This is a genomic window from Pseudomonas sp. HP_12 (genome assembly GCF_055283955.1).
In genome coordinates this window covers 179,467-204,568 of sequence record NZ_JBTOQG010000034.1, presented here as the reverse complement: position 1 = coordinate 204,568, position 25,102 = coordinate 179,467, and the positions used below count along the sequence as shown (strand labels likewise).

Annotated in this window: 21 protein-coding genes and 1 pseudogene; 6 read left to right on the top strand and 16 right to left on the bottom strand. The window is 60.6% G+C overall.

From position 1 onward, the window contains the following. Window positions 1-131: 131 nt before the first annotated feature. The 10 genes and pseudogenes from ACYASU_RS19525 to ffh form a co-directional block, all read right to left on the bottom strand. Window positions 132-2,198 (bottom strand): annotated as a pseudogene (locus ACYASU_RS19525) (transporter substrate-binding domain-containing protein); the annotation flags it as partial. Between the two features lie 176 nt (window positions 2,199-2,374). Next, window positions 2,375-3,784: a threonine synthase gene (gene thrC / locus ACYASU_RS19520; RefSeq protein WP_192170776.1), complete on the bottom strand. Its 1,410-nt coding sequence runs from the start codon at window positions 3,782-3,784 to the stop codon at window positions 2,375-2,377. Between the two features lie 150 nt (window positions 3,785-3,934). Further along, the gene (locus tag ACYASU_RS19515) at window positions 3,935-5,239 is read right to left on the bottom strand and encodes a homoserine dehydrogenase (RefSeq protein ID WP_108120894.1); all 1,305 of its coding nucleotides are present in this window, start codon (window positions 5,237-5,239) and stop codon (window positions 3,935-3,937) included. 132 nt (window positions 5,240-5,371) lie between these two features. Next, entirely contained in the window at window positions 5,372-6,112 is a 741-nt protein-coding gene (gene dsbC / locus ACYASU_RS19510) for a bifunctional protein-disulfide isomerase/oxidoreductase DsbC (RefSeq protein ID WP_463583744.1), read from the bottom strand. Window positions 6,113-6,279: 167 nt separating this feature from the next. Further along, complete coding sequence (gene xerD / locus ACYASU_RS19505) at window positions 6,280-7,176, bottom strand: site-specific tyrosine recombinase XerD (protein WP_108120893.1); 897 nt, start codon at window positions 7,174-7,176, stop codon at window positions 6,280-6,282. Window positions 7,177-7,309: 133 nt separating this feature from the next. Beyond that, window positions 7,310-7,660 carry a 50S ribosomal protein L19 gene (gene rplS / locus ACYASU_RS19500; protein ID WP_037012438.1) on the bottom strand — a complete coding sequence of 117 codons (351 nt, stop codon included), beginning with the start codon at window positions 7,658-7,660 and terminating at the stop codon, window positions 7,310-7,312. A gap of 43 nt (window positions 7,661-7,703) precedes the next feature. Beyond that, window positions 7,704-8,456: a tRNA (guanosine(37)-N1)-methyltransferase TrmD gene (gene trmD / locus ACYASU_RS19495; RefSeq protein ID WP_192170770.1), complete on the bottom strand. Its 753-nt coding sequence runs from the start codon at window positions 8,454-8,456 to the stop codon at window positions 7,704-7,706. Between the two features lie 3 nt (window positions 8,457-8,459). After that, window positions 8,460-8,996, bottom strand: a complete 537-nt coding sequence (gene rimM / locus ACYASU_RS19490; RefSeq protein ID WP_037012440.1) for a ribosome maturation factor RimM — start codon at window positions 8,994-8,996, stop codon at window positions 8,460-8,462. A 5-nt stretch (window positions 8,997-9,001) separates the two neighbouring features. Next, window positions 9,002-9,253, bottom strand: coding sequence for a 30S ribosomal protein S16 (gene rpsP / locus ACYASU_RS19485; RefSeq protein WP_037012442.1), 252 nt, complete (start codon window positions 9,251-9,253; stop codon window positions 9,002-9,004). Between the two features lie 246 nt (window positions 9,254-9,499). Further along, complete coding sequence (gene ffh / locus ACYASU_RS19480) at window positions 9,500-10,879, bottom strand: signal recognition particle protein (RefSeq protein WP_122535068.1); 1,380 nt, start codon at window positions 10,877-10,879, stop codon at window positions 9,500-9,502. 291 nt (window positions 10,880-11,170) lie between these two features. On the opposite strand from ffh, the gene ACYASU_RS19475 reads away from it, so the two are divergent. The 3 genes from ACYASU_RS19475 (at window position 11,171) to ACYASU_RS19465 (ending at window position 14,860) form a co-directional block, all read left to right on the top strand. Continuing rightward, on the top strand, window positions 11,171-11,983 hold the full coding sequence (locus ACYASU_RS19475) for a cytochrome C assembly family protein (protein WP_192170768.1): 813 nt from the start codon (window positions 11,171-11,173) through the stop codon (window positions 11,981-11,983). Window positions 11,984-11,995: 12 nt separating this feature from the next. After that, window positions 11,996-13,234 (top strand): transporter associated domain-containing protein, encoded by a 1,239-nt coding sequence (locus tag ACYASU_RS19470; protein WP_346625569.1) that lies wholly within the window; start codon window positions 11,996-11,998, stop codon window positions 13,232-13,234. Between the two features lie 309 nt (window positions 13,235-13,543). After that, window positions 13,544-14,860, top strand: a complete 1,317-nt coding sequence (locus tag ACYASU_RS19465) for an MFS transporter (RefSeq protein WP_463583818.1) — start codon at window positions 13,544-13,546, stop codon at window positions 14,858-14,860. An 80-nt stretch (window positions 14,861-14,940) separates the two neighbouring features. Here ACYASU_RS19465 and purT read toward each other — a convergent pair whose 3' ends face one another. The 4 genes from purT to ACYASU_RS19445 all read right to left on the bottom strand — a co-directional run bounded on the left by purT (window position 14,941) and on the right by ACYASU_RS19445 (window position 17,700). Further along, complete coding sequence (gene purT / locus ACYASU_RS19460) at window positions 14,941-16,122, bottom strand: formate-dependent phosphoribosylglycinamide formyltransferase (protein ID WP_172610874.1); 1,182 nt, start codon at window positions 16,120-16,122, stop codon at window positions 14,941-14,943. 117 nt (window positions 16,123-16,239) lie between these two features. Beyond that, on the bottom strand, window positions 16,240-16,503 hold the full coding sequence (locus tag ACYASU_RS19455; RefSeq protein ID WP_463583743.1) for a DUF1289 domain-containing protein: 264 nt from the start codon (window positions 16,501-16,503) through the stop codon (window positions 16,240-16,242). After that, window positions 16,503-17,027 carry a gamma carbonic anhydrase family protein gene (locus tag ACYASU_RS19450; protein ID WP_192170765.1) on the bottom strand — a complete coding sequence of 175 codons (525 nt, stop codon included), beginning with the start codon at window positions 17,025-17,027 and terminating at the stop codon, window positions 16,503-16,505. The genes ACYASU_RS19455 and ACYASU_RS19450 overlap by 1 nt, the downstream gene beginning before the upstream one ends. Window positions 17,028-17,088: 61 nt before the next feature. Further along, window positions 17,089-17,700 (bottom strand): CoA pyrophosphatase, encoded by a 612-nt coding sequence (locus ACYASU_RS19445; RefSeq protein ID WP_192170764.1) that lies wholly within the window; start codon window positions 17,698-17,700, stop codon window positions 17,089-17,091. 153 nt (window positions 17,701-17,853) lie between these two features. Here ACYASU_RS19445 and ACYASU_RS19440 point away from each other — a divergent pair, with 153 nt between their 5' ends. Both ACYASU_RS19440 and ACYASU_RS19435 read left to right on the top strand, forming a co-directional pair. Further along, window positions 17,854-18,405 carry an NUDIX hydrolase gene (locus tag ACYASU_RS19440; RefSeq protein WP_463583742.1) on the top strand — a complete coding sequence of 184 codons (552 nt, stop codon included), beginning with the start codon at window positions 17,854-17,856 and terminating at the stop codon, window positions 18,403-18,405. Window positions 18,406-18,455: 50 nt separating this feature from the next. Continuing rightward, the gene (locus tag ACYASU_RS19435) at window positions 18,456-19,019 is read left to right on the top strand and encodes a L,D-transpeptidase family protein (RefSeq protein WP_192170762.1); all 564 of its coding nucleotides are present in this window, start codon (window positions 18,456-18,458) and stop codon (window positions 19,017-19,019) included. Between the two features lie 55 nt (window positions 19,020-19,074). Here ACYASU_RS19435 and ACYASU_RS19430 read toward each other — a convergent pair whose 3' ends face one another. Both ACYASU_RS19430 and purL read right to left on the bottom strand, forming a co-directional pair. After that, window positions 19,075-19,386, bottom strand: a complete 312-nt coding sequence (locus ACYASU_RS19430) for an NGG1p interacting factor NIF3 (protein WP_463583741.1) — start codon at window positions 19,384-19,386, stop codon at window positions 19,075-19,077. A gap of 6 nt (window positions 19,387-19,392) precedes the next feature. Continuing rightward, window positions 19,393-23,292 (bottom strand): phosphoribosylformylglycinamidine synthase, encoded by a 3,900-nt coding sequence (purL, locus tag ACYASU_RS19425; protein ID WP_463583740.1) that lies wholly within the window; start codon window positions 23,290-23,292, stop codon window positions 19,393-19,395. Window positions 23,293-23,505: 213 nt separating this feature from the next. Between purL and mltF the strand changes: the two genes are divergently transcribed. After that, complete coding sequence (gene mltF, locus ACYASU_RS19420) at window positions 23,506-24,966, top strand: membrane-bound lytic murein transglycosylase MltF (RefSeq protein ID WP_463583739.1); 1,461 nt, start codon at window positions 23,506-23,508, stop codon at window positions 24,964-24,966. The last annotated feature ends 136 nt before the right edge of the window (window positions 24,967-25,102 follow it).

Here is a 25,102-nt window from a genome sequence, read left to right as displayed (position 1 = left end):
ACACATGCGCACTGCCTGCCGCAGTTTGATTCCGGAGCATGCCTGCCGAATGTGACAGGCAGAATTCACGCCCCTGACGTCTTCGCCTGCTCCAGGTCGTCGAGCAACGCCTTCAACTGGCCTGCCGCCTGCTCGGCCGCTAGACGGGCATCGTGCAACTCACCTTCCAGACGCTTGCGTTCGCTGATGTCCATCCATCCGCCGAGCAAGCCCTGTAACTGACCGTCCGCGCGGTGGTAGGGGGCCGTCCATTCCGAGACGTCGATCTGGCGTCCGTCCAGCCGCAGTACCCGCTCGGTAAACACACGCTCCCGCGTCTCCAGCATTTTCATGTAGTCAGCGTGCATCTGCTGGGCGAGGTCGCCGGGAATGAGGTCAACATCGATCAGGCGACGACCCTGCAATTGCTCGTAACTGATGCCGAAAATTTCCTCATAACTGCGGTTGCAGGCGACAAGACGGCCGTGAAGATCACGCACGTAAATCGGATTGGGGATGCCGTCGAGCAGTATCCGCTTGAAGGCAAGCTGATCACCCAGTTGCGCCTCGGCGCGCTGCCGCTGGTGAATCTGAAACTTCAGGCGGCTGCTCCACGCCAGTGACACCAGCCCCAGCAGTAAGGAAGCGCCAGTGAGCCAGTATATCCAGGCGGGAATGCGGTTCCAGACCGAGGGGTGAGGATTCGCCGCGCCGAGCCATTTCAGGCGGATCGCACGCATTTCAGCCACCGGGAATTCCTCCAGGGCCTTGTTGAGTATGCCGAGCAATTCGGGCTGGCTTCTGACGACCGAAAATTTGTCCGGCGACCACATGCCCTCGACGCTGCGTCCGACCTTCAGCTCGCCCAATGGATACAGCCACGCGCCTGCCTCGTTCTGGATGGTCGCGTCGGCGTCGCCCTTCTCCACCAGTCGGCGGGCATCCTCATACGTCGCCACAAGCTTGAGCTGGATATGCGGATAGCGTTGCTGAATGAACCCGAGCAACGCGTGTCGTGCGGGAAGCGCCAGCACCTTGCCGGTCATGTCCGACAGCTGGAAGGACGGGTCGCTGTCAGCGTGCACGAGAAAGACCCAGTTGTTGCCGCCAAATGCGTAGGTGAAATTCAACAGCCTTTGGCGTTCCGGGTTTTCGGCCAGCGTGGTGTTCATGTGTGCACTGCCGTCCGTCAACGTCTCCAGCAGATCTTCGGTCGAGGCCGACTCCTGATACACGAACTGCAGACCGGTCATACGCGAAATACGCGCGAGCACCTCCACGTTCAAACCCACCCAGCGACCTTGATCATCCTTATAGACGTAGGGAGGGTGCTGGGTGGACGCGACGATGACCTGCGGATGTCTGCGAATCCACCGCCGTTCGACCGCGTTGATGTTCACCTGCCGTCGGGCAAGATCGGCGCCCAACCCGAGGGTCCAGCGCCCCTGGATTTCACGGATGACAGCGTCGTCCACGCCTTCCAGCGCTCGGTCGAAGAGCGCCCGCAGCGTCGAGTCTTGCTCTCGGAAGGCAAATGAAAAGCCTGTGGATGGCAGCAGGCTGTCGAACTTGGTCTGTAAACCGAGGTAAGGCCGCAACAGGCTGTAAGACTGCACCGTCAGCTCATTGGCAATGAAGGCGTCGGCGGAGTCGTTCGCCAGTGCCTCCATCGCGCTGTACAGCGTGGGCGCGACGACAATCTCACTGTCCGGGTAGAGCCGCTGAACCTGCGCGTCGTCCGCATAACCGTCCAGCAGCAACACGCGCTTTCCTCTCAGCGAAGGGTGCAGGTCAGCGTTGTTGCCCCTGCCGAACACCACTGTTCGGTCAGGAATGTAGTCCCGGCTGAATGCCAGTCCGGACGTTTCTCGCTCGAAACCGCTGGCGCTGGTCAGCAAGTCGATTTCTCCGGCCAGCAATGCCTTGACCGCCTGCGCGCGCTTTGCGAACCCGCGTATCTGCACGGGCATGGAAAGCTGCCCACTGATCAGGCTCAGGTAATCCGCGCTGATGCCTTGATAGCGATTATGGTCGGTGGTGATGTCGATGGGCTCATGATCAGCAACGGAAATGCCGACTCTCAACACTTTCCGTGCGTTCAGCCACTGGCGGTCCGCCTCGTCAAGAACAAGCGGCTGTTGCGCCACGACGGGCGCGCTCAGGCCGAACCGCAAGTTTTCAGCTGCATGGCCTGCGCGACTGCAGACGCACACGAGCATCAGCAACGCCCACAGCGCCGGTTGGAGATTCGGGATGCGGCTGCTAAATGCCGCTGAGTAAAAATGTTTAACAACCACGGGCATATACCGAAAAAAGAAAATTCTTCGGAAGTGTGGCACGCAGAAAAAACAAGGCCCGCTGCGAGGCGGGCCTTAGTTGTTACACGGCGATACGGTCAGAGAGGTTTGCCACGATTACCGTGCTGGCTGACAAAGGCCTGCATGGCTTTGAGGTCATTTGGCAGAACAGTGCAGCGCTCGTCTCGCTCGAACAAATCAGACAAATGTGCAGGCAGCTCAAGCGCTTTTCCTACACCGGCTTTCAGCACGGCGTCCGGGAACTTGACCGGATGCGCCGTTCCCAGGATCACCATTGGCGTGTCCAGGCTGCGGCGGCAGTCCCGCGCGGCTTTCACGCCGATCGCGGTGTGCGGATCGAGCAGCTCGCCGGTGCTGGCGAACACTTCAGCGATGGTCTTGCAGGTGTCTTCGTCACTGACCGCCAGCGAATCAAACAGCTTGCGGGTCTCGGTCCAGCGCTCTTCCTGAACGCTGAAACCGCCGCCCTGCCTGAAGTTGGCCATGAGCTCGGCAATCGCCCCGCCGTTGCGACCGTGCATGTCGAACAGCAGACGCTCGAAGTTGGACGACACCATGATGTCCATCGACGGCGACAACGTGGCGTGCAGGGTTTCCTTGACGTACTGATTGCCGCTCATGAAGCGGTGCAGGATGTCGTTGCGGTTGGTGGCAACCACCAGCTGGCTGATCGGCAAGCCCATGTTGCGAGCGAGGTAACCGGCGAAGATGTCGCCGAAGTTGCCGGTGGGCACAGAGAACGCCACCGAACGCGCCGGGCCGCCCAACTGCAGCGCCGCGTGGAAGTAGTAAACGATCTGGGCCATGATCCGCGCCCAGTTGATCGAGTTCACCGCGACCAGACGCGTGCCCTTGAGGAAGCTCTGGTCGGCGAAGCTGTTCTTGACCATTTCCTGGCAGTCGTCGAAGTTGCCTTCGATCGCGATGTTATGGATGTTCTCGCCGAAGATGGTGGTCATCTGGCGGCGCTGAACATCGGACACGCGGTTGTTCGGGTGCAGGATGAAGATGTCGACGTTATCGCAACGACGGCAGCCTTCGATGGCGGCCGAGCCGGTGTCACCCGAGGTGGCGCCGATGATGACCACGCGTTCGCCGCGCTTCTCGAGCACATAATCCAGCAGACGACCCAGCAGTTGCAGGGCGAAATCCTTGAACGCCAGGGTCGGCCCGTGAAACAGCTCCAATACCCACTCGTTGCCGTTCAGCTGACGCAGCGGCGCAACCGCAGCGTGGGAAAACACGCCGTAGGTTTCTTCGAGAATCTTCTTGAAATCCGCGTCGGGGATGCTGCCCGTCACGAACGGACGCATCACGCGAAAAGCCAGCTCGTGGTAAGGCAGGCCGGCCCAGGACGCAATCTCTTCCTGCGTAAAGCGCGGCAGGTTTTCCGGCACATACAGACCGCCATCGCTTGCCAGACCGGTCAGCAGCACATCTTCGAAATTCAGGGCCGGTGCCTGGCCGCGGGTACTGATATAGCGCATTTTTCAAACCTTCGGTTTGGGCGGCAAGCTCAAAGAGGCCAGCTGCAAGTCAAAACGCTTTGTCTTTGACCTGCAGCCCGGAGCCCGAAGCTCACCGCGATATAAGTTTGCTGTTACTTGCAGCTTGCCGCTTAACGCTTGCGGCTCGTCTCAGTTCAGATGCTCGACGCGGATGCGCACAACCGGTCCGGCAACGTCTTCCAGCGCTTCCAGCGCTTCGATCGCATCGTTCATGCGTTTCTCGACCACGCGGTGGGTCAGCAGAATCATCGGCACCAGGCCGTCATGTTCTTCGACTTCTTTCTGCATGATCGATTCGATGTTGATGCCGCGCTCGGACAGAATGCTTGCCACCTGGGCCAGCACGCCGGGATGATCCTTGGCCTGGATGCGCAGGTAGTACGCGCTTTCACACGCGTCGATCGGCAGGATCGGGTGAGCGGACAGCGAATCGGGCTGAAAGGCCAGATGCGGAACGCGGTTTTCAGGGTCGGTGGTCAGGGCACGGACCACATCGACCAGATCCGCCACGACGGATGAAGCGGTCGGCTCCATGCCGGCACCTGCGCCGTAGAACAATGTCGAGCCGGCGGCGTCGCCGTTGACCATCACGGCGTTCATCACGCCATTGACGTTGGCGATCAGACGGTCCGCCGGGATCAGGGTCGGGTGGACGCGCAGTTCGATACCGCTCGGCGTGCTGCGGGCGACGCCCAGGTGCTTGATGCGGTAGCCCAGCGCTTCGGCGTAATTCACGTCGGCGGTGGTCAGCTTGGTGATGCCTTCGGTGTAGGCTTTGTCGAACTGCAGCGGGATGCCAAAGGCGATGGACGCCAGAATGGTCAGCTTGTGCGCCGCGTCGATGCCTTCGACGTCGAAGGTCGGATCGGCTTCTGCATAGCCCAGCGCCTGCGCTTCAGCGAGGACGTCCGGGAAGGTACGGCCCTTTTCACGCATCTCGGTGAGGATGAAGTTGCCAGTGCCGTTGATGATGCCGGCGACCCAGTTGATGCGGTTGGCCGACAGGCCTTCACGAATGGCCTTGATCACCGGGATACCGCCCGCCACCGCCGCTTCGAAAGCCACGATGACGCCCTTCTCACGGGCCTTGGCGAAAATCTCGTTGCCGTGCACGGCGATCAGCGCCTTGTTGGCGGTGACCACGTGCTTGCCGTTTTCGATGGCCTTGAGCACCAGCTCGCGGGCGATGGTGTAGCCACCGATCAGCTCGATGACGATGTCGATTTCAGGGTTGCTTGCCACGTCGAACACGTCGGTCGTGGTCGGGGTACCGGTAATCTGGCAATTGGGGTTTGGTGTACGCATGGCAATCTGCGCCACTTCGATTCCACGCCCGGCACGGCGGGCAATTTCCTCGGCGTTACGCTTTAGCACATTGAAGGTACCGCCACCGACAGTACCCAGCCCACAGATGCCTACTTTGACCGGTTTCACTATGAACTCCCCATAAAACGGCCGACGCGAGGCCGGCCGTGGAATCAGCCGCATTCAGCACGGCTCGCTATTGATGAAGCGCTACGGACAGGCCGCTTCAATGTTTACCGCAGGAGGCTGCGATAAACGAAATTACTTGGCACTCAGCGCGAGTTTGGCCACTTGTGGCGCCGGCTGGTAGCCCGGAATCAGCTGACCGTCGGCCAACACGATGGCCGGTGTGCCGTTCACGCCGATGGACTGGCCGATTTCAAACTGCTTGGTGACCGGGTTGTCGCACTTGGGCGCCTGGATATTCTTGCCATCGACCATGCGGTCCATTGCACCGCGGCGGTCCTTGGAGCACCAGACGGCCTGAAGTTGTTCGTCACCCGGCGAGCCCAGACCCTGACGCGGGAACGCCACATAACGCACTTCGATGCCGCGCTTGTTCAGCTCCGGCACTTCGGCGTGCAGTTTGTGGCAGTACGGGCAAGTGGTGTCGGTGAACACCGTGATGTGGGATTTGGTCTCGCCCACGGCTGGATAGACGACCATTTCAGCGGCAGGAATGCCATTAATGGTCTTGGAAATCGCCTGACGCTCGACCTTCTCGGTCAGGTTAACCGGCTTGCCGGCCTGCATCTGGTACAGGTTGCCCTGCATGACGAACTGACCGTCGGCGCTGGCGTACAGAACGCGACCGCCCTTTAGATTCACTTCGTAGAGGCCGTTCAACGGACTGCTGGAAATGCTCTCGACGGGAATCTCCAGATTCAGCGATTCCAGGGTCTTGCGAATGGCTTCATCGGACGCCTCGTCGGCGTGGGCAAACAGGCTGAAAGAGCTGGCCAGCGCTACAACGGCAGCACCGAGAAAACGAGTGACGCGCATGAAAACTCCTCGAGCGGTGAGCAGACGGGCCGGGCTGAAAACGGGTGGCGGAAAAGCACCGGGATGTTTTCAGGGCCTTGATCTGCGAAACCGGCAAAGCCTATCACATAAGGCTCGCGAGGCCGACGCCCGCTGATGTACGACACATCGTAAATTACTGAAGTCCTCTATCCCCTAGGATGGTGCTTCGTGTGCATTTCCTGCAACCGCGCGCGGGCGACGTGGGTGTAGATCTGCGTGGTCGATAGGTCGCTGTGGCCGAGGAGCATCTGCACGACGCGCAAGTCGGCACCGTGGTTGAGCAGGTGGGTGGCGAAGGCGTGACGCAGAGTATGGGGCGACAGCGATTTGCCGATGCCGGCGACTTTGGCCTGGTGCTTGATGCGGTGCCAGAAGGTCTGGCGGGTCATCTGTTCACCGCGCTGGCTGGGAAACAGCACGTCGCTGGGCCGACCGTTGAGCAATTCGTGGCGAGCATCGCGCATGTAACGCTCGACCCAGACGATGGCCTCCTCCCCCATGGGCACCAGACGTTCCTTGCTGCCCTTGCCCATGATGCGCAACACGCCCTGGCGCAAGTTGACCTGCTCAAGCGTCAGGCTGATCAGCTCGGTCACGCGCAGGCCGCAGGCATAGAGCACTTCAAGCATGGCCCGGTCGCGTTGACCAATGGCGTCGCTCAGGTCGGGCGCGGCGAGCAACGCTTCGACATCGGCTTCGGACAAGGATTTGGGCAGTGGCTTACCCAGCTGCGGCATGTCGACCTGCAACGTCGGGTCGACCGCGATCAGCTTTTCTCTAAGCAAGTAACGATAGAAGCCGCGCACGCCGGAAAGCAGGCGCGCCGTGGAGCGGGGCTTGTAGCCGTTGTCGACCCGCCACCCCAGGTGGTCGAGAATCGCTTCGCGACTGACACTCATCAGGTCCACGCCTTTTTCCTGCAACCAACCGTTGAACAGCGCGAGGTCGCTGCGATAGGCATCGCGCGTGTTGTCCGAAAGCCCTTTCTCAAGCCACAGGGCGTCGAGAAAGCGGTCGATCATGGGATGGTCTATGGCGGGCATGGGTTCTGACTTGTGTGGTGAAAAGCGGGGGGGGGGCAGTTTTTCATACCTGCACAGGCGGGACAAAACCAAATGCCAGAAAGCAAAAAAGCAGCCCGTAGGCTGCTTCTTCATTCGCATGGGAAGACTGGGATTAAACCAGTTTTTCCTTGATGCGAGCTGCTTTACCGGACAGGTCACGCAGGTAGTACAGCTTGGCCTTGCGAACGTCGCCGCGACGTTTCACAGCCATGCTGTCGATTTGCGGGCTGTAGGTCTGGAAAGTACGTTCAACGCCAACACCGTTGGAGATTTTACGAACAGTGAAAGCACTGTTCACACCACGGTTACGCTTGGCGATAACAACGCCTTCGAACGCCTGCAGACGAGCGCGGTCGCCTTCCTTCACTTTCACCTGAACGACAATGGTGTCGCCCGGGGCAAAGGGAGGGATCTCTTTGGTCATCTGCTCTGCTTCGAGTGCAAGGATGATTTTGTTAGTCATGCTGTGCTCCTAAGGTAAACCGGTCTGATTTACCATCGATACGTTAACTATCGTCCCGCTCGCGGAGGTATTCCGCCAGCAGCTTCTTCTCTTCTCCAGAAAGCGAGCGGCTTTCCAGAAGATCGGCGCGTCGTTCATAGGTCCGCCCAAGGGACTGCTGTAAACGCCAACGCCGGATGTGTGCGTGATTGCCACTAAGCAATACGTCGGGAACACGCTGATCCGCATACACCTCCGGTCGGGTGTAGTGCGGGCAATCCAGCAGACCATCCGTGAAGGAATCTTCCTCCGCGGAATCTACATGCCCTAAAGCTCCAGGCAGCAGTCGCGTAACCGCATCTATCAGGACCATGGCCGGCAGCTCACCGCCAGATAACACATAGTCGCCAATCGACCACTCTTCATCGACATGAGCTTCAATGAAACGCTCGTCGACGCCTTCGTAACGACCGGCAATCAGGATAAGTGCTTCTTCCTGCGCCAGTTCGCGTACCGCAGACTGATCCAGCTTGCGGCCTTGTGGCGACAGGTAAATTACCTTCGCCGCATCCCCCGCCGCCTGCCTGGCCTGAACCAGAGCATCTTCGAGGGGCTTGATCTTCATCACCATGCCAGGGCCACCGCCAAACGGGCGATCGTCCACAGTGTGATGTCGATCAGTGGTGTAATCCCGCGGATTCCAACAGGTGAGCTGCAACAGCTCCTGTTTCACCGCACGGCTGGTAATGCCGTATTCGCTGATGGCGGAAAACATCTCGGGAAACAGCGTGATGACTTCTATGCGCAGGCTGGCCATTGCTTAGAAATCCGCGTCCCATTCCACCTTCATCTCGCCTGCAACCAGATCAACTGCCAACACGCATTGCTCCGTATAGGGCAAAAGGCGTTCGCGATCGTCCAGACTGCCTGCGCAGGGTTTGACCACCATTACATCGTTGGCGCCGGTTTCCAGAAGATGATCGACCTTCCCGAGCAATTGCCCAAGACCGTCAATGACCTTCAGACCTTCAAGCTGGTACCAGTAGTACTCGCCGTCGGTCAATTCAGGGAACAGGTTGCGTGGCACGCAGATCTCGTAACCGGCCAGAAGACGAGCTTCTTCACGATCATCAAGACCCTTGAGCTTGGCGACCAGGAACTTGTCGTTCCCGCGTCCACTGACCAGCTCGACCTGTTTCACATTGCCTTCGCGCTTGAGCGTCCAGGTTTTGTACTGCAACAGGTTTTCGGTTGGATCAGTAAAGGAATACACCTTCACTTCGCCGCGAACGCCGTGTACCGAGTAAATCTTGCCGATGACGATCAGATCGTCGGCGGAAGCTGGCGTCGCGTTCATATTGCTCAGGCCGCAGCCTTAGCAGATTCCTTCAACAGCGAAGCAACACGCTCAGAAGGTTGTGCACCAACGCTCAGCCAGTAGGCCAGACGCTCTTGGTTCACGGACAGACGGATTTCCTGACCACGGGCAACCGGGTTGAAGAAACCGATTTGTTCCTTGTGGGAACCGTCACGTGGGTTGCGGCTGTCGGTGACAGTCAGGTGGTAGAACGGGCGCTTTTTAGAGCCGCCAAGGGCAAGACGGATTGTTAGCATTGAACAATTTTCCTGTAGTCGGTGCTGCAAATCTAAGATGCACAGCGGGCATGGGTGCCCGAAAGGCCGCATATTCTAAGGAATATCCGGATTTTTGCAAATGACTTTTTCCGGCGTACGCCGTCGGGCCACCTAGATCTGCCATGGAGCCGTCAGGGATGACGGCAGTGAGTGCCTGCCTGAGCAGGCCACCGGGACGGTTGCCCCAATGAAGAACGCGCGGGAATAACGCCCGCGCGATGCAATTTACATTTTGGGCATACCGCCGCCGCCGGGCAGCATTCCGCCCATGCCGCGCATCATCTTGGCCATGCCGCCCTTGGTCGAAAACTTTTTCATCATCTTCTGCATCTGTTTGTGCTGCTTGATCAGACGACCGATGTCCTGCACCTGGGTGCCGGAACCCATGGCGATACGGCGTTTGCGTGAACCGCTGATCAACTCAGGGTCGCGACGCTCGGCCGGGGTCATCGAGTTGATGATGGCTTCCATCTGCTTGAACTGCTTCTCGGCGGCACTTTGCGCGTTGCCCATCTGCGACAGATTAACGCCGCCGATGCTTGGCAGTTTGTCCATGAGCCCGCCCAGGCCGCCCATGTTCTTCATCTGTTGCAACTGATCGCGGAAGTCTTCGAGGTCGAAGCCCTTGCCCTTCTTCAGCTTCTTGGCCAGTTTGTCGGCCTTGTCCTTGTCGAGGGTCTGTTCGGCCTGCTCGATCAGACTGAGCACGTCGCCCATGCCCAGGATGCGCGATGCGATACGGTCGGGATGGAACGGCTCCAGCGCCTCGCTCTTCTCGCCCATACCGATGAACTTGATCGGCTTGCCGGTGATGGCGCGCACCGACAGCGCAGCACCGCCACGGGCGTCACCGTCGACCTTGGTCAGGATCACGCCGGTCAGCGGCAGCGCGTCACCGAAGGCCTTGGCGGTGTTGGCGGCATCCTGGCCGGTCATGGCGTCGACCACGAACAGCGTCTCGGCCGGCTTGACCGCCGCGTGCAGCGCCTGGATCTCGCCCATCATTTCCGCGTCGATGTGCAGACGACCGGCGGTGTCGAGGATCACGACATCGATGAACTTGAGCTTGGCTTCTTTAATAGCCGCTTCGGCGATGTCGACCGGCTTCTGGCTGATGTCGGACGGGAAGAACGTCACGCCGATGTCGTTGGCCAGGGTTTCAAGCTGCTTGATCGCGGCGGGACGGTAAACGTCCGCCGACACCAGCATCACGGTTTTCTTTTTGCGTTCTTTCAGAAATCGGGCGAGCTTGCCGGCAGTGGTGGTCTTGCCCGCACCTTGCAGACCGGCCATCAGAATGACCGCCGGCGGCGTGACGTTGAGGGTCAGCTCTTCGTTGGCCGCCCCCATCATCTCTTCCAGCTCGGCCTGGACGATCTTCACGAACGCCTGGCCCGGCGTCAGGCTGCGCGACACCTCGGTGCCGACGGCGCGCTCCTTGATGCGATTGACGAAGTCTTTGACAACCGGCAAGGCGACGTCGGCTTCAAGCAGCGCCATACGCACTTCACGCAGTGTGTCCTTGATGTTGTCCTCGGTCAGCTTGGCCTTGCCAGTGACCTGGCGCAGCGTCTGCGAGAGACGATCTGTCAGATTTTCAAACATGCGTGATCCTTTGGGTTCGTGCTGAACCCCGATTGATGCGGCCCGGCCCGTAGCGGCCTTTTCAGTCGGCTGCCGACATCGCGACGCCTGCGCTTTAAAGGATGGCTACTAATAATAGCGACGCTATAAAGGCGGCTGAAACAGCGATCGGCAAGCCTGTGGCTTGAGCAGGTCGCGGATTATAGCGAAGACTCCGGCGCACGGACACCACGGCGTCTGCTTCTCTAGTCTTTCGTGGGATGCGCGTTATATGCCAAACTCACCCGCTTTCGGGCACGCCCAACAGGATCTATGTCCCCCTTGTCACCGAGTTTGCTCTTCAGCCTCGCCGCCGCCGTCTTTTACGCCGCTGCGACCGTCTACCAGGGTATGCGCCTGCGTCAGGGCCAAAAGGCCGACAAATGGCTGCTGTGCCTGATCGGCACCCTTGCCGTTGCCTGCCAGGCCAGTGCCCTGTTCGGCCAACTGGTGCGCCCTATCGGCCTGGGTCTGGACTTTTTCAGTGCCGCCAGCCTGATCGCTGTGTCCGTGATCATCGTGACCATGCTCGCGTGCATTCGTCTCCCGGTGGAAATCCTGCTGATCCTCCTGTTCCCGCTGGGGCTGCTGACGACCCTGATGGCGCAGTTTGCGCCCTCCGGTACGCTGCAGCCGATCATTGAAGAACACGGCATCATCAGCCATATTCTGCTGTCGATCCTCGCCTACGGGATGTTTACCATTGCGGTGTTCCAGTCGCTGCTCCTGTTGTTGCAGGATCATCAGCTGAAAAACAAACACCCCCTTGGCCTGATCAAAAGCTTCCCGCCGCTGCAAACCATGGAAAGCCTGCTCTTCGGCTTCCTCTGGGCCGGCTGGGTGTTGCTGTCGATGTCGCTGATTTCCGGCTGGCTGTTCGTCGAAAACCTGTTTGCCCAGCATCTGGTGCACAAAACCCTGCTGTCGATCCTGGCATGGATCGTCTTCAGTGTGCTGCTGTGGGGACGCCATCATCTGGGCTGGCGCGGCCACAAGGCGATCCGCTGGACCCTGGGCGGGTTCCTGCTCCTGATGCTCGCCTATTTCGGCAGCAAGCTCGTTCGTGAATACATCCTGCACATCTGACGGGCGTTGATCATGGATAATCTGCCGGTCGGCACAATGCTCACCCTGCTTGCCCTGCTCACCCTGTGGTCCGGGCTATTCAGTGCGGTCGAGGCTGCGCACCACAATCTCAGGGCAATGCCGGTCAACCCCCGCTCCAACGAACCACCGAAGCCGGTTCTGGCGTTCAACCTCAACAGCCTCATCCTCGGCAACACGCTGCTCAAGGCGCTGATTACCGTCCTCGCCACGTTACTTGCCATCGGCCACTGGTATTTCCACGGTCCGCTGATTGCCTGGCTGGGCGTCGCCAGCGTGCTGGTGGTGGTGACCGAATTCATTCCGCGAAAGCTGGCGGCGCGTCGCCCCGAATCTATTCTGCTGCTGGGCAACAACGTGCTGCGCATCCCGGTTCGCCTGTTGCAGCCGCTGACCTGGATCTACAAGAACATCGCCAAAACGCTGTTGCGCCCTTTTCTGTCGAAGCGTCGGCCAGACAGCGTCGATGACGATGACGACGCGCACCCGACGGTCTATCAGGACAACGAAAGCCAGTATGGCCGCGCCCACGTGATCTCCGGAATCTACGCGCTGGACCGCATGACCGTGAACGACATCCTGGTGCCGCGCAGCGAAGTCGACGGCATCAACCTCGACGACACCATCGAAGAAATCATCGACAAGCTGATCATCTCCCGGCACACCCGTCTGCCGGTCTACCACAACGACATCAATCAGGTGGAAGGCGTGCTCAACACGCGGATGATCAGCCACCTGCTGCCGCGCAACGAACTGACCAAAGAGGCACTGCAAGCCGCCTGCTACGAGCCGTACTTTGTGCCGGAAAGCACGCCACTGCAGATGCAGCTGCTCAACTTCCATAAGCAGCAGCGGCGCATGGGCGTGGTCGTCGATGAATACGGCGAGGTACTGGGCATCGTCAGCCTCGAAGACATTCTCGAAGAGATCGTCGGTGAGTTCGAAAGCGAGCAGGCCCTCGATAACCCGCACATACAGCCGCAGCCTGACGGGCGTCTGGTGATTGATGGTGCGGCGTCGATTCGCGATCTGAATAAAAGCCTCGCCTGGCATCTGCCCTCCGATGGCCCCAAAACCCTCAACGGGCTGATCACCGAAGCGCTGGAGACGATCCCCAACAGCGCGGTCTGCCTGAAGATCGGGCCCTACCGCCTGGAAATCCTCGAAACCGAGGACAACCGTGTCAGCCGGGTGCTGATGTGGCTGAACACCCGCACCAAAGACGTGATCTAAACAGGCAGGCGGCGCCCTGAAACACTTGTTTCCGCGCCAATCCCCTTAATATAATCGATCCGCTTACCCAGCCCCGCCGATCCGCGTGCTACCCGCACAAAGCGCGATCCGGCCAGTCACACAGCCTGACCGCTCACGCGACACCCTGGCCTTCGCTCCCATCCCGAGCACGCCACGCGCCTTTGCCCGCATCCGGGCTAATCTGTTCAGCGCTGGACCCAAAACAACAATTACGATTGCCGCAGCGCGCGCACGAAATTTCGTCTCCCGCTGACAGGCGATACGACTGCCAGGGATATCCGCATGACCATGACTTCTGCCTGTCCAACCCGCGACGAGAGCGAAACCCGCCCCGCCAACTCCGCGGCCCGCGTCGCCACCGCCAGCTTCATCGGCACCGCGATCGAGTTCTACGATTTCTACGTGTACGCCACCGCCGCCGCGCTGGTGATCGGCCCGGTGTTCTTTCCGCAAACCTCCAGCACCGCACAGATGCTGTCGGCGTTTCTAACGTTCGGGATCGCCTTTCTCGCACGTCCGCTGGGCTCGGCGCTGTTCGGCCACTTCGGTGACCGTGTCGGCCGCAAATCGACGTTGGTCGCCTCTCTGTTGCTCATGGGCGTCTGCACCACGCTGATCGGCGTGTTGCCGGGTTACGACGCCATCGGCTCATGGGCGCCGATGCTGCTCTGCGTGCTGCGCTTCGGCCAAGGCCTCGGACTGGGCGGCGAATGGGGCGGCGCGGCGCTGCTGGCCACCGAGAACGCGCCCAAGGGCAAACGTGCGTGGTTCGGCATGTTTCCGCAGTTGGGTCCTTCGATCGGTTTCCTGGCAGCAAACGGGCTGTTTCTGACGCTGGCGATGACGCTGGACGACGAGCAATTTCGCTCCTGGGGTTGGCGCGTACCGTTTCTGCTCAGCGCCGTGCTGGTCATCATCGGGCTGTACGTGCGGCTGAAGCTTGAGGAAACGCCCGTCTTCGCCAAGGCCATCGCCCGCCATCAGCGTGTGAAACTGCCGATTGTCGAACTGTTCGGTCAGTACTGGAAGCCGATGCTGCTGGGGGCAGCGTCAATGGTGGTCTGCTACGCGCTGTTCTATATCTCCACCGTCTTCTCGCTGAGCTACGGGGTGAAAACCTTGGGTTACAGCCGCGAGTCGTTTCTCGCCATGCTGTGTTTTGCGGTGCTGTTCATGGCCCTGGCGACGCCGCTTTCGGCATTGGCGAGTGATCGATTTGGTCGCAAGCCGGTGCTGGTGATCGGCGGCGTGCTGGCGATTCTGTCGGGCTTTCTGATGGAGCCCTTGCTGACCCACGGCACGACTTGGGCGGTGACGCTGTTTCTGTCGATCGAGCTGTTTCTGATGGGCGTCACCTTCGCGCCGATGGGGGCGATGTTGCCGGAGCTATTTCCCACGCGGGTGCGTTATACCGGCGCGTCGGCGGCCTACAACATCGGCGGCATTGTCGGTGCCTCGGTCGCGCCGTTCTTCGCACAGAAGCTGGTGGAAATGGGCGGTTTGAGCTGGGTCGGTGGGTATGTCTCGGCGGCAGCACTGATCAGCGTGATCGCCGTGCTCTGCCTGAAAGAAACCCGGCATGCGGACCTGGATACGATTGCCTGAGCAAACCGGATATCGACGGTGCGTCATAGCCAAACAAAAACGGCGCCCCTGAGGGCGCCGTTTTTCATTCAGCGTGATGCTTACAGCTGAACCTTCACCGCCATCGAAGCGCGAGTGGCCTTGCGACGGGCCGCTTCGATTGACTCGTCGCGGGCCAGAGCCACGCCCATGCGGCGCTGACCATTGACCTCGGGCTTGCCGAACAGGCGCAGCGCGGTGTCCGGTTCGCTCAGGGCTTGTTCCAGGTTGGCGAACGCCGTCTGGGTCGATTGACCTTCGACCAGAATCACCGCCGACGCCGATGGCCCGAACTGGCGAATCAGCGGGATCGGCAGACCGAGAATGGCCCGGGCGTGCAGCGCGAACTGCGACAGGTCCTGGGAGATCAGCGTGACCAGACCGGTGTCGTGGGGGCGCGGCGAGACTTCGCTGAACCACACCTGATCGCCCTTGATGAACAGCTCGACGCCAAACAGACCACGGCCACCCAGCGCTTCGGTTACCGCTTTGGCGACGCGCTCGGACTCGGCCAATGCGACCGGGCTCATGGCCTGGGGCTGCCACGATTCCTGATAGTCGCCCTTCTCCTGACGATGCCCGACCGGCGCGCAGAAGGTGGTGCCGCCGACGTGACGCACGGTCAGCAGAGTAATTTCGTAATCGAAATCAATGAAGCCTTCGATGATCACCCGGCCTTTGCCGGCACGACCGCCTTCTTGGGCGTAGTCCCAGGCCTTCTGAATGTCCGCGTCGGTTTTCAGCAGGCTCTGGCCTTTGCCCGACGAGCTCATCACCGGTTTGACCACGCACGGGAAGCCCAGGTCTTCGACGGCTTTTTTGTAGTCTTCGAAGGTGTCGGCGAAGTGATACGGCGAGGTCGGCAGATCCAACTCCTCAGCGGCCAGACGACGAATACCTTCGCGGTTCATGGTCAGCTGCGCAGCGCGGGCCGTCGGAATGACCGTGAAGCCTTCGGACTCCAGCTCCACCAGAGTCGCGGTGGCGATGGCTTCGATTTCCGGGACGATGTAATGGGGCTTCTCGGATTCGATGACCGCACGCAAGGCGGCGCCGTCGAGCATATTGATCACGTGGCTGCGGTGCGCGACCTGCATCGCCGGAGCGTTGGCGTAACGGTCGACGGCGATCACTTCAACGCCCAGGCGTTGCAGCTCGATCACTACTTCCTTGCCAAGCTCGCCGCAACCGCAGAGCAAAACGCGGGTCGCGGTCGGCGAAAGTGGAGTTCCGATTTGAGTCATCTCAGGTCCTCGTGGAGCAGGTCGAGGGTTGCTCGCCGTGTGCAAGCAACCGCAGGTAGAAAGGCGCGCAATTTACCATGAAGGCCGGGGAATGGGATGCAGCGCCGCAGGGTTGATTCAACCTCGAGGGCTGTTGCCACTCACCTGAAACATCATCCCGCTTGCCCTCGCCCGCTCATCGCAGGCGACCAACACGGCACGGCGCGCCTGGTTGTCCATTCGGCTCCAGCCGGTGATCTCGGCCACGGTGCGCTGGCAACCGGTGCAGATGTCGGCGTCGTCCAGTGCGCAAATGCTCACACAGGGAGAGCGGACCGGCTTTTCATGGATCGGCTGTTCATCGAGGGGTGCGGCATGGATGGGGGGTTCGGCGCTGGACATCAATCTTCCTGCGGGGCCAGGTCACGCGCGTAGCGCTGGGCGTTGTGGACGTAGTGGGCGGCGCTGGCGTCGAGCATCTGCTTCTGTGCGTCAGTCAGCTCGCGGACGATCTTGCCCGGCGAGCCCATGACCAGCGAACCGTCAGGAATGACTTTGCCTTCGCCGATCAGTGAATTCGCGCCGATGATGCAGTGTTTGCCGATCTTCGCGCCGTTGAGGATGACCGAGTTAATGCCGATGAGCGTGCTGTCACCCACGCTGCAACCATGCAGCATCGCGTTGTGGCCGATGGTCACGTTGCGGCCGATGGTCAGCGGCGAGCCCATGTCGGTGTGCATGACGGTGCCGTCCTGCACGTTGCTGTTCTCGCCGATGTCGATCAGCTCGTTGTCGCCGCGCAGCACGGCGCCAAACCAGACGCTGGCGTTGGCCTGCAAGCGCACATTACCGATGACAGTGGCTGTCGGCGCGATCCAACTGCTGGCGTGCGCGTCGACGCGGGCATCGCCCAGGCGGTACTTCATGGTCTGCTCCTCATGGCTCGGTTCTCATGGCTCGGCTCTCATCGCTCGGCGCGGCCGTGGCTCAGGATTTCAGCGTGTGGATGATTGATCGTTTGGGCGGTTCGTTGAGGTCGATGCCGCTGTCGAACAACAGGTTCATCAGCTCGACGATCATGATCGCGGTCAGGCCCCAGATCTTGTACTCGCCGAAGCGGTAACTCGGCACGTACCAGCTGCGCCCTTGATAGTCGATGCGGTGGGTGTGTTCGCGCGCATCCTGGCGGAAGAAATCCAGCGGCACGCTGAAGACCGCCGCGATCTCGCCATCATTAGGGGTGTATTCAACGAAGTCGGGAATAACGCCGACGTAGGGCGTCACTTTGATGCCGTGCTTGGAGATCAACGGACTCAGCGGGCCGATCACCTCCACGAGACCCGGTGGCAAACCGATTTCCTCTTGGGCTTCGCGCAGCGCCGTGAAGATCAGGTCAGGGTCTTCCGGATCACGCCGTCCGCCCGGAAAGGCCACTTCGCCGCCGTGGGTCGAAAGGCCGCTGGCGCGCAGGGTCAGCACCAGTTCGGGCTCTGCGCTGCGAGTGATGGGCAGAAGCACGGCGGCTTCGGGAAAGCGCGCGTCCGTTTCCAGCATCACCGGCGTGTGGCTGCTCATACGGTGAAGTAGCTCATCCAGCATGGGAATTCTCGATCGGTTGCCTGCCCGGCATCATGCACCAAAGCGAAGATGCGCCCAAGTCTTGTAGGACAACCCGCCCGCGCAAGACGCCTCTTGCCGTCCACCCGCGCTACAGCTCAAGATAGCCGCTGCCAACAGGAACCCGATTCGATCATGAAATTCTGCAGCAACTGCGGCGAACAGGTCATCCAGCGTATCCCCGAGGGCGACAGCCGCCCGCGTTACGTGTGTGAACATTGCGACACCATTCACTACCAGAACCCCAACATCGTGGCCGGCGTCGTGCCGGTGTGGGGTGAGAAAGTGTTGCTGTGCCGTCGCGCCATCGAGCCACGACTGGGTTACTGGACGTTACCCGCCGGTTTCATGGAAAACGGCGAAAGTGTCGAGCAGGCCGCGCGCCGCGAGACACTTGAAGAAGCCTGCGCGGAGGTCGAGGACCTGCAGCTGTATTCAATGATCGATGTGCCGCACATCAACCAGGTGCACATCTTCTACCGCTCGAATCTGGTCAAACCGGAGTTCGCGGCCGGCATCGAAAGCCTGGAAGTGAAGTTGTTCGACGAAGCCGATATCCCGTGGTCGGAGCTGGCTTTCCAGACTGTCAGACGTACCCTAGAATGCTTTTTCCGCGACCGGCGGCAGCAGGATTTCCAGGTGTACACCGATTGCCTGTCCGTCACACCTCCTCATAAAACCACTTGATCAAGACGACGGCGCGCGATTGCCGCGCAGGCTTCAGGGATACCCTTTTCATGCGTTGGTTGCTTGCCGTTTTATGCCTGTCGGTTGTGCCGATGTCCCAGGCTGCGTTCACTCAGACCATCGTGCCCAAAGGCAGCGAACAGAAGTTCGTCGGCGGTAAGGTTGTCGACACCCAGAACATCGCGGACCGGACCATCGATAAGGTGTTGGTGCTTAAATCCGCGCATCAGCTGCAGCTGATCAGCCGTGGCGAGGCGCTGAAGACCTATCGAATCTCACTGGGCAAGGCGCCCATCGGACCGAAACTGCAAGAGGGAGACCAGCGCACACCGGAAGGTTTCTACTGGCTCGACTGGCGCAAGACCAGCGACGCCTACAACCTGTCGATGCACATTTCCTACCCCAACATCTCCGATGCCGCACGCGCCCGTCGCGAAGGCGTGAAGCCCGGCAGCATGATCATGATCCACGGTACGCCGATCAATGACGATTATCCGGAGTGGTATTTCCACACGCTCGACTGGACGAACGGCTGCATCGCGATGCGCAACAGCGATATTCGTGAGGTGTGGGATCTGGTGAAAGACGGCACGATGATCGAGATCAGGCCGTAAGCATCTGCGGGGGTCATGCAGAAAGCATCTGTCTAAAGCAAGGCTGCGGGGAAAGCTAGATATCTTCCAGTTTCCACACGTCATAAGCCGGTACTTCGTAAGGATGACTGGCCTTCAACGCAGCAACCGCCTGCCCGATCAGCTCATCTGACACGACAAGCTCGACCTTCCATTCCTGAACCTGCTCGACCTCGCCGGCGTGCCCGATGAACGGCTGACTGCCGTCCAACGGGCGAAACTGGCCTTGCCCGAGCACCTGCCATGAGCAGCAGTCATACGCGCCGATTCGCCCCGCACCGGCGGCGAACAACGCGCTTTTGACCTGCTCCACATGGCTCGGTGGCACAAAGAAGGCCAGCTTGTACATCAGCGGTCAGTTAACCCAGACGCGCGCGTTACGGAACATGCGCATCCACGCGCCATCTTCAGCCCACTCATCCGGACGCCACGAGTTGGTCACGGCGCGGAACACACGCTCAGGGTGCGGCATCATGATGGTGACGCGACCGTCAAGCGTGGTCAGACCCGCGATACCACGGGGCGAGCCATTTGGGTTGGCTGGATAGGTTTCAGTGACCTTGCCGTGATTGTCGACGAAACGCACGGCAACGGTGCCGGACAGATCGGTTTCAATCAGCGCCTCAGGGGTCTTGAACTCGGCGTGACCCTCACCGTGCGCGATGGCGATAGGCATGTGCGAGCCGGCCATGCCTTGCAGGAAGATCGACGCCGACTTCTGGATTTCGACCATCGCCACGCGCGCTTCGAACTGCTCCGAGCGGTTGCGCACGAAGTGCGGCCAGAACTCGCTGCCCGGGATCAGTTCGCTGAGGTTGGACATCATCTGGCAACCGTTGCAGACACCCAGCGCGAAGCTGTCGCTGCGGGCGAAGAAGCCCTGGAACGCATCCCGTGCACGGCTGTTGAACAGCGCGGACTTGGCCCAGCCTTCGCCGGCACCCAGTACGTCGCCGTAGGAGAAACCACCGCACGCCACCAGACCTTTGAAGTCATTGAGGTCGACGCGACCGGCGAGGATGTCGCTCATGTGCACATCAACCGAGGCGAAACCGGCGCGGTCGAAGGCAGCCGCCATTTCAACCTGACCGTTGACGCCCTGCTCACGCAGCACTGCCACTTGTGGGCGAACGCCCTTCTTGATGTAAGGCGCAGCGATGTCGTCGTTGACGTCATAGCCCAGCTTGACGTTCAGGCCCGGGTTGTCTTCTTCCAGCAGCGCATCGAATTCCTGATCGGCGCAATCGGCGTTATCACGCAGGCGCTGGATCTGATAGCTGGTTTCGCTCCACTGGCGCTGCAGCAGGCGGCGATCGCCTTTGAACACGGTGTCGCCGCTCAGGCTGATGATCACGTCGCTGTTGTTGATCGGCTTACCGATCACGGCAACGCAATCTTCGCCCAGGCCGGCAGCGCTGAATTGCGCGAGCACGAGCGGCGTGGCGTCCTGGCGAACCTGGATCACTGCACCCAGCTCTTCGTTGAACAGAATGGCCGCGACTTTTTCGCGTTTGCCGGTCAGCGTGTCGAGTTCGAGGTTCAGGCCACAATGGCCTGCGAACGCCATTTCCAGCACGGTCGCCATCAAGCCACCGTCGGAACGGTCGTGATAGGCCAGCAGGTGGCCGTCGGCGTTGAGGCCCTGAATGACGGCGAAGAAAGCTTTGAGGTCTTCGGCGTCATCGACGTCCGGCGCGACGCTGCCGAGCTTGCCGTGGGTCTGGGCGAGAATCGACGCGCCCATGCGGTTATGGCCACGACCGAGGTCGATCAGGATCAGATCGGTCAGGCCCTTGTCCATGCGCAGTTGCGGGGTCAGGGTTTTGCGGATGTCGGTGACCGGTGCGAAACCGGTAACGATCAGCGACAGCGGCGAGGTCACGGTTTTTTCGGTGCCTTCGTCGCTCCAGCGGGTCTTCATGGACATCGAGTCCTTGCCCACCGGAATGGTAATGCCCAGCTCGGGGCACAGTTCCATGCCGACCGCTTTCACGGTGTCGTACAGCCGCGCATCTTCGCCCGGGTGACCGGCAGCGGACATCCAGTTGGCGGACAGCTTGATGTCGGAGATCTTGCCGATACTCGACGCGGCGATGTTGGTCAGGGTCTCGCCAATCGCCATGCGGCCGGACGCCGGAGCGTCCAGCAAGGCCAGCGGCGTGCGCTCGCCCATCGCCATGGCTTCGCCGGTGTAGACGTCAAAGCTGGTTGCGGTGACGGCGACGTCCGCCACGGGCACTTGCCACGGGCCGACCATTTGGTCGCGATTGACCATACCGGTGATGCTGCGGTCGCCAATGGTAATAAGGAAGCTCTTGCTCGCGACTGCCGGGTGATGCAGCACGCGCTGCACGCTCTCTTCGATGTCGAGGGCGCTCGGGTCGAAGTCGTCGCCCAGCTCGGTTTCACGCTCGGCCGAACGGTGCATGCGCGGGGCCTTGCCCAGCAGCACTTCCAGCGGCATGTCGACAGGGTTGTTGCCGAAGTGGCTGTCGGTGACGGTCAGTTGCGGCTCTTCAGTCGCCTCGCCTACCACCGCAAACGGGCAACGCTCACGTTCGCAGATGGCTTTGAAGCGTTCGAAATCAGGGGCGCTGACGGCCAGAACGTAACGTTCCTGGGACTCGTTGCTCCAGATTTCCAGCGGCGCCATGCCTGGCTCGTCGTTCGGCACGTTGCGCAGCTCGAAGCGGCCACCGCGGCCGCCGTCGTTGACCAGCTCCGGGAAGGCGTTGGACAGACCGCCCGCGCCGACGTCATGGATGAACGCGATCGGGTTGGCCTCGCCCAGCTGCCAGCAGCGGTCGATGACCTCCTGACAACGGCGTTCCATTTCCGGGTTTTCACGCTGTACCGAGGCGAAGTCCAGGTCAGCCGAGCTGGTGCCGGTGGCCATGGAGGAAGCTGCGCCGCCACCCAGACCGATCAGCATCGCCGGGCCGCCGAGCACGATCAGCTTGGCGCCGACGGTGATTTCGGCTTTCTGCACGTGCCCTTCGCGAATGTTGCCCATGCCGCCTGCGAGCATGATTGGCTTGTGGTAGCCGCGAACTTCATCGCCGTGTGGCGTGCTGATCGACTGCTCGAAGGTACGGAAATAACCGGTCAGGGCCGGACGACCGAACTCATTGTTGAACGCCGCGCCACCCAGCGGCCCTTCGATCATGATGTCCAGCGGCGTCACGATGCGCTCGGGTTTGCCGTACGGCTTTTCCCACGGCTGCTCGAAACCCGGAATGTTCAGGTTGGACACCGTGAAACCGGTCAGGCCGGCTTTCGGCTTGGCACCACGGCCGGTTGCGCCCTCGTCGCGGATCTCGCCGCCGGAACCGGTGGCTGCGCCCGGAAACGGAGCAATCGCCGTCGGGTGGTTGTGGGTTTCGACCTTCATCAGAATGTGCACCGGCTCCTGAACCGCACCGTACTCGCGGCTTTCAGGATTCGGGAAGAAGCGGCCGGCCACGCTGCCGACGATCACCGAAGCGTTGTCCTTGTAAGCGGACAGCACGCCTTCGTTGTGCATCTGATAGGTGTTCTTGATCATGCCGAACAGGCTTTTTTCCTGGCTCTGGCCGTCGATATCCCAACTGGCGTTGAAGATCTTGTGACGGCAGTGCTCGGAGTTGGCCTGCGCGAACATCATCAGTTCGATGTCGTGGGGGTTGCGCTTGAGGCCGGTGAACGCGTTCACCAGATAATCGATTTCGTCTTCGGCGAGGGCCAGGCCCAGTTCGACGTTGGCTTTTTCCAGCGCCGCGCGGCCGCCACCCAGTACGTCGATGGCGATCAGCGGCTTGGGCTCGGCGTGGCTGAACAGGCTGGCGGCCTCTTCGAGCGCGCCCAGTACGATCTGGGTCATGCGGTCGTGCAGCGCGTCGGCGATCAGCTGTGCGTCGGCGTCGCTGAACTGGCCTTCTACATAAAAGGCAATGCCGCGCTCAAGACGCTGGATCTTGGTCAGGCTGCAATTGCGCGCGATGTCGGTGGCCTTGCTCGACCATGGCGAAATGGTGCCGAAACGCGGGAGGACCAGGAACAGGCGGCCCGCAGGCTCCTGCACCGGTACGCTCGGACCGTATTTCAGCAGGCGGGCAAGCACTTGCTGCTCGTCTTCGGTCAGGACGCCATTGACCTCAGCGAAGTGGGCGAATTCAGCGTACAGGCCACTGACAGCCGGAACTTTATCGTTCAGCTGCGCAAGTAATTTCTTGTGGCGGAAGGCGGAAAGGGCGGGAGCACCACGCAGGATCAACATCGTCGGGACAGCCTCGGGAAGGGGGTGTGCTTTGAGGCCGTGCATTCTAGCCTAATCGCTCACCGTCGGCACCCGAAACCACGGCATGGGATGCACCCGAATGTCGGCTCCGGGCGCTTGCCTGCGTCGTAAGGTAAAAAATCCTCTGCTCTATCAGACGCGACCCGCGCTGTCGAGATATGGCGGTATGGCTGCTTTGCGTATACTGCAACGATGTTTTCCCAATCAGATTTCCGCCCACGCTGTGCCAAGTGGCTCATCGCAACCGGAATCTTCCTGCTGCTCGGCGCGTGTGTGGAGAAACCCAACACGCTGGAACGAGTCAAGGAGGATGGCGTTTTGCGCGTCGTCACCCGCAACAGCCCGGCGACCTATTTTCAGGACCGCAACGGTGAAACCGGTTTCGAGTACGAACTGGTGAAGCGCTTCGCCGACGATCTGGGCGTTGAACTGAAAATCGAAGCCGCCGACAACCTCGACGACCTGTTCGATCAGATGGGCAAACCCGGCGGGCCGGTGCTGGCGGCAGCGGGTCTGGTCAGCAGCGAAAACCGCGCGAAGCAGGTACGTTTTTCCCACTCCTATCTTGAAGTCACCCCTCAGGTCGTTTACCGCAACGGTCAGTCGCGCCCCACCGATCCGGGCGATCTGGTCGGCAAGCGCATCCTCGTGCTTAAAGGCAGCAGCCACGCCGAGCAACTGGCAGCGCTGAAGGTCAAGTACCCCGGCATCAACTACGAAGAGTCCGATCAGGTCGAAGTCGTCGACCTGTTGCGCATGGTGGACGAGGGCCAGATCGACCTGACCCTGGCGGACTCCAACGAACTGGCGATGAACCAGGTGTATTTCCCCAACGTGCGCGTCGGCTTCGACCTTGGCGATGGCCGCGATCAGCGCTGGGCAGTGGCATTAGGCGATGACAACAGCCTGCTCAACGAGATCAACGCCTATCTCGACAAAATGCAGAAGAACGGCATGCTGCAGCGACTCAAAGACCGCTATTACGGGCATGTCGACGTGCTCGGTTACGTTGGCGCCTACACCTTCGCCCAGCACTTGCAGGAACGCCTGCCCAAGTACGAGAAGCACTTCCAGACCGCCGCCAAGGCTGAACAGGTCGACTGGCGTTTGCTGGCGGCAATCGGTTATCAGGAATCTTTATGGCAGCCGGGCGTGACGTCGAAGACCGGCGTGCGCGGCTTGATGATGCTCACCCAGAGCACGGCCCAGGCCATGGGCGTGTCCAATCGGCTCGACGCCAAACAGAGTATTCAGGGCGGCGCCAAGTATTTTGCCTACGTCAAGGAACAGCTCGACGACTCGATTCAGGAGCCCGATCGCACCTGGCTGGCGCTGGCGTCCTACAACATTGGCACAGGCCATCTGGATGACGCGCGCAAGCTGGCGGAAAGCGAAGGCCTGAACCCGAACAAGTGGCTGGACGTAAAGAAGATGCTGCCGCGTCTGTCGCAGAAGAAGTGGTACAGCAAGACCCGCTACGGTTATGCCCGGGGCGGCGAACCGGTCAGTTTCGTCGCCAACATCCGCCGTTATTACGACATCCTGACGTGGGTGACGCAGCCGCAGATGGAGGGCGGTCAGGTCGCGGAGGGCTCGTTGCATGTGCCCGGAGTCGACAAGACCAAACCGTCGGAAGAGAAAGCGCCGCTTTAATCAGTGTCAGAAACTGTCCGGGATGGCCTCAAAAACACAGGACTTGTGGGAGTGAGCTTGCTCACGAAGACTGATTCCGAGGCGCTGGAGGTGTAGTGATTTCACTCACACGGCCTGACAGCAAACCCAGCTCCAG

Bases quoted from the DNA above. Each gene is read 5' to 3' on its own strand.
- thrC (WP_192170776.1), bottom strand. From the start codon at position 3,784: ATGCGCTATATCAGTACCCGCGGCCAGGCACCGGCCCTGAATTTCGAA.
- dsbC (WP_463583744.1), bottom strand. From the start codon at position 6,112: ATGCGCGTCACTCGTTTTCTCGGTGCTGCCGTTGTAGCGCTGGCCAGC.
- xerD (WP_108120893.1), bottom strand. From the start codon at position 7,176: ATGCCCGCCATAGACCATCCCATGATCGACCGCTTTCTCGACGCCCTG.
- rplS (WP_037012438.1), bottom strand. From the start codon at position 7,660: ATGACTAACAAAATCATCCTTGCACTCGAAGCAGAGCAGATGACCAAA.
- trmD (WP_192170770.1), bottom strand. From the start codon at position 8,456: ATGGCCAGCCTGCGCATAGAAGTCATCACGCTGTTTCCCGAGATGTTT.
- rimM (WP_037012440.1), bottom strand. From the start codon at position 8,996: ATGAACGCGACGCCAGCTTCCGCCGACGATCTGATCGTCATCGGCAAG.
- rpsP (WP_037012442.1), bottom strand. From the start codon at position 9,253: ATGCTAACAATCCGTCTTGCCCTTGGCGGCTCTAAAAAGCGCCCGTTC.
- ffh (WP_122535068.1), bottom strand. From the start codon at position 10,879: ATGTTTGAAAATCTGACAGATCGTCTCTCGCAGACGCTGCGCCAGGTC.
- ACYASU_RS19475 (WP_192170768.1), top strand. From the start codon at position 11,171: ATGTCCCCCTTGTCACCGAGTTTGCTCTTCAGCCTCGCCGCCGCCGTC.
- ACYASU_RS19470 (WP_346625569.1), top strand. From the start codon at position 11,996: ATGGATAATCTGCCGGTCGGCACAATGCTCACCCTGCTTGCCCTGCTC.
- ACYASU_RS19465 (WP_463583818.1), top strand. From the start codon at position 13,544: ATGACTTCTGCCTGTCCAACCCGCGACGAGAGCGAAACCCGCCCCGCC.
- purT (WP_172610874.1), bottom strand. From the start codon at position 16,122: ATGACTCAAATCGGAACTCCACTTTCGCCGACCGCGACCCGCGTTTTG.
- ACYASU_RS19455 (WP_463583743.1), bottom strand. From the start codon at position 16,503: ATGTCCAGCGCCGAACCCCCCATCCATGCCGCACCCCTCGATGAACAG.
- ACYASU_RS19450 (WP_192170765.1), bottom strand. From the start codon at position 17,027: ATGAAGTACCGCCTGGGCGATGCCCGCGTCGACGCGCACGCCAGCAGT.
- ACYASU_RS19445 (WP_192170764.1), bottom strand. From the start codon at position 17,700: ATGCTGGATGAGCTACTTCACCGTATGAGCAGCCACACGCCGGTGATG.
- ACYASU_RS19440 (WP_463583742.1), top strand. From the start codon at position 17,854: ATGAAATTCTGCAGCAACTGCGGCGAACAGGTCATCCAGCGTATCCCC.
- ACYASU_RS19435 (WP_192170762.1), top strand. From the start codon at position 18,456: ATGCGTTGGTTGCTTGCCGTTTTATGCCTGTCGGTTGTGCCGATGTCC.
- ACYASU_RS19430 (WP_463583741.1), bottom strand. From the start codon at position 19,386: ATGTACAAGCTGGCCTTCTTTGTGCCACCGAGCCATGTGGAGCAGGTC.
- purL (WP_463583740.1), bottom strand. From the start codon at position 23,292: ATGTTGATCCTGCGTGGTGCTCCCGCCCTTTCCGCCTTCCGCCACAAG.
- mltF (WP_463583739.1), top strand. From the start codon at position 23,506: ATGTTTTCCCAATCAGATTTCCGCCCACGCTGTGCCAAGTGGCTCATC.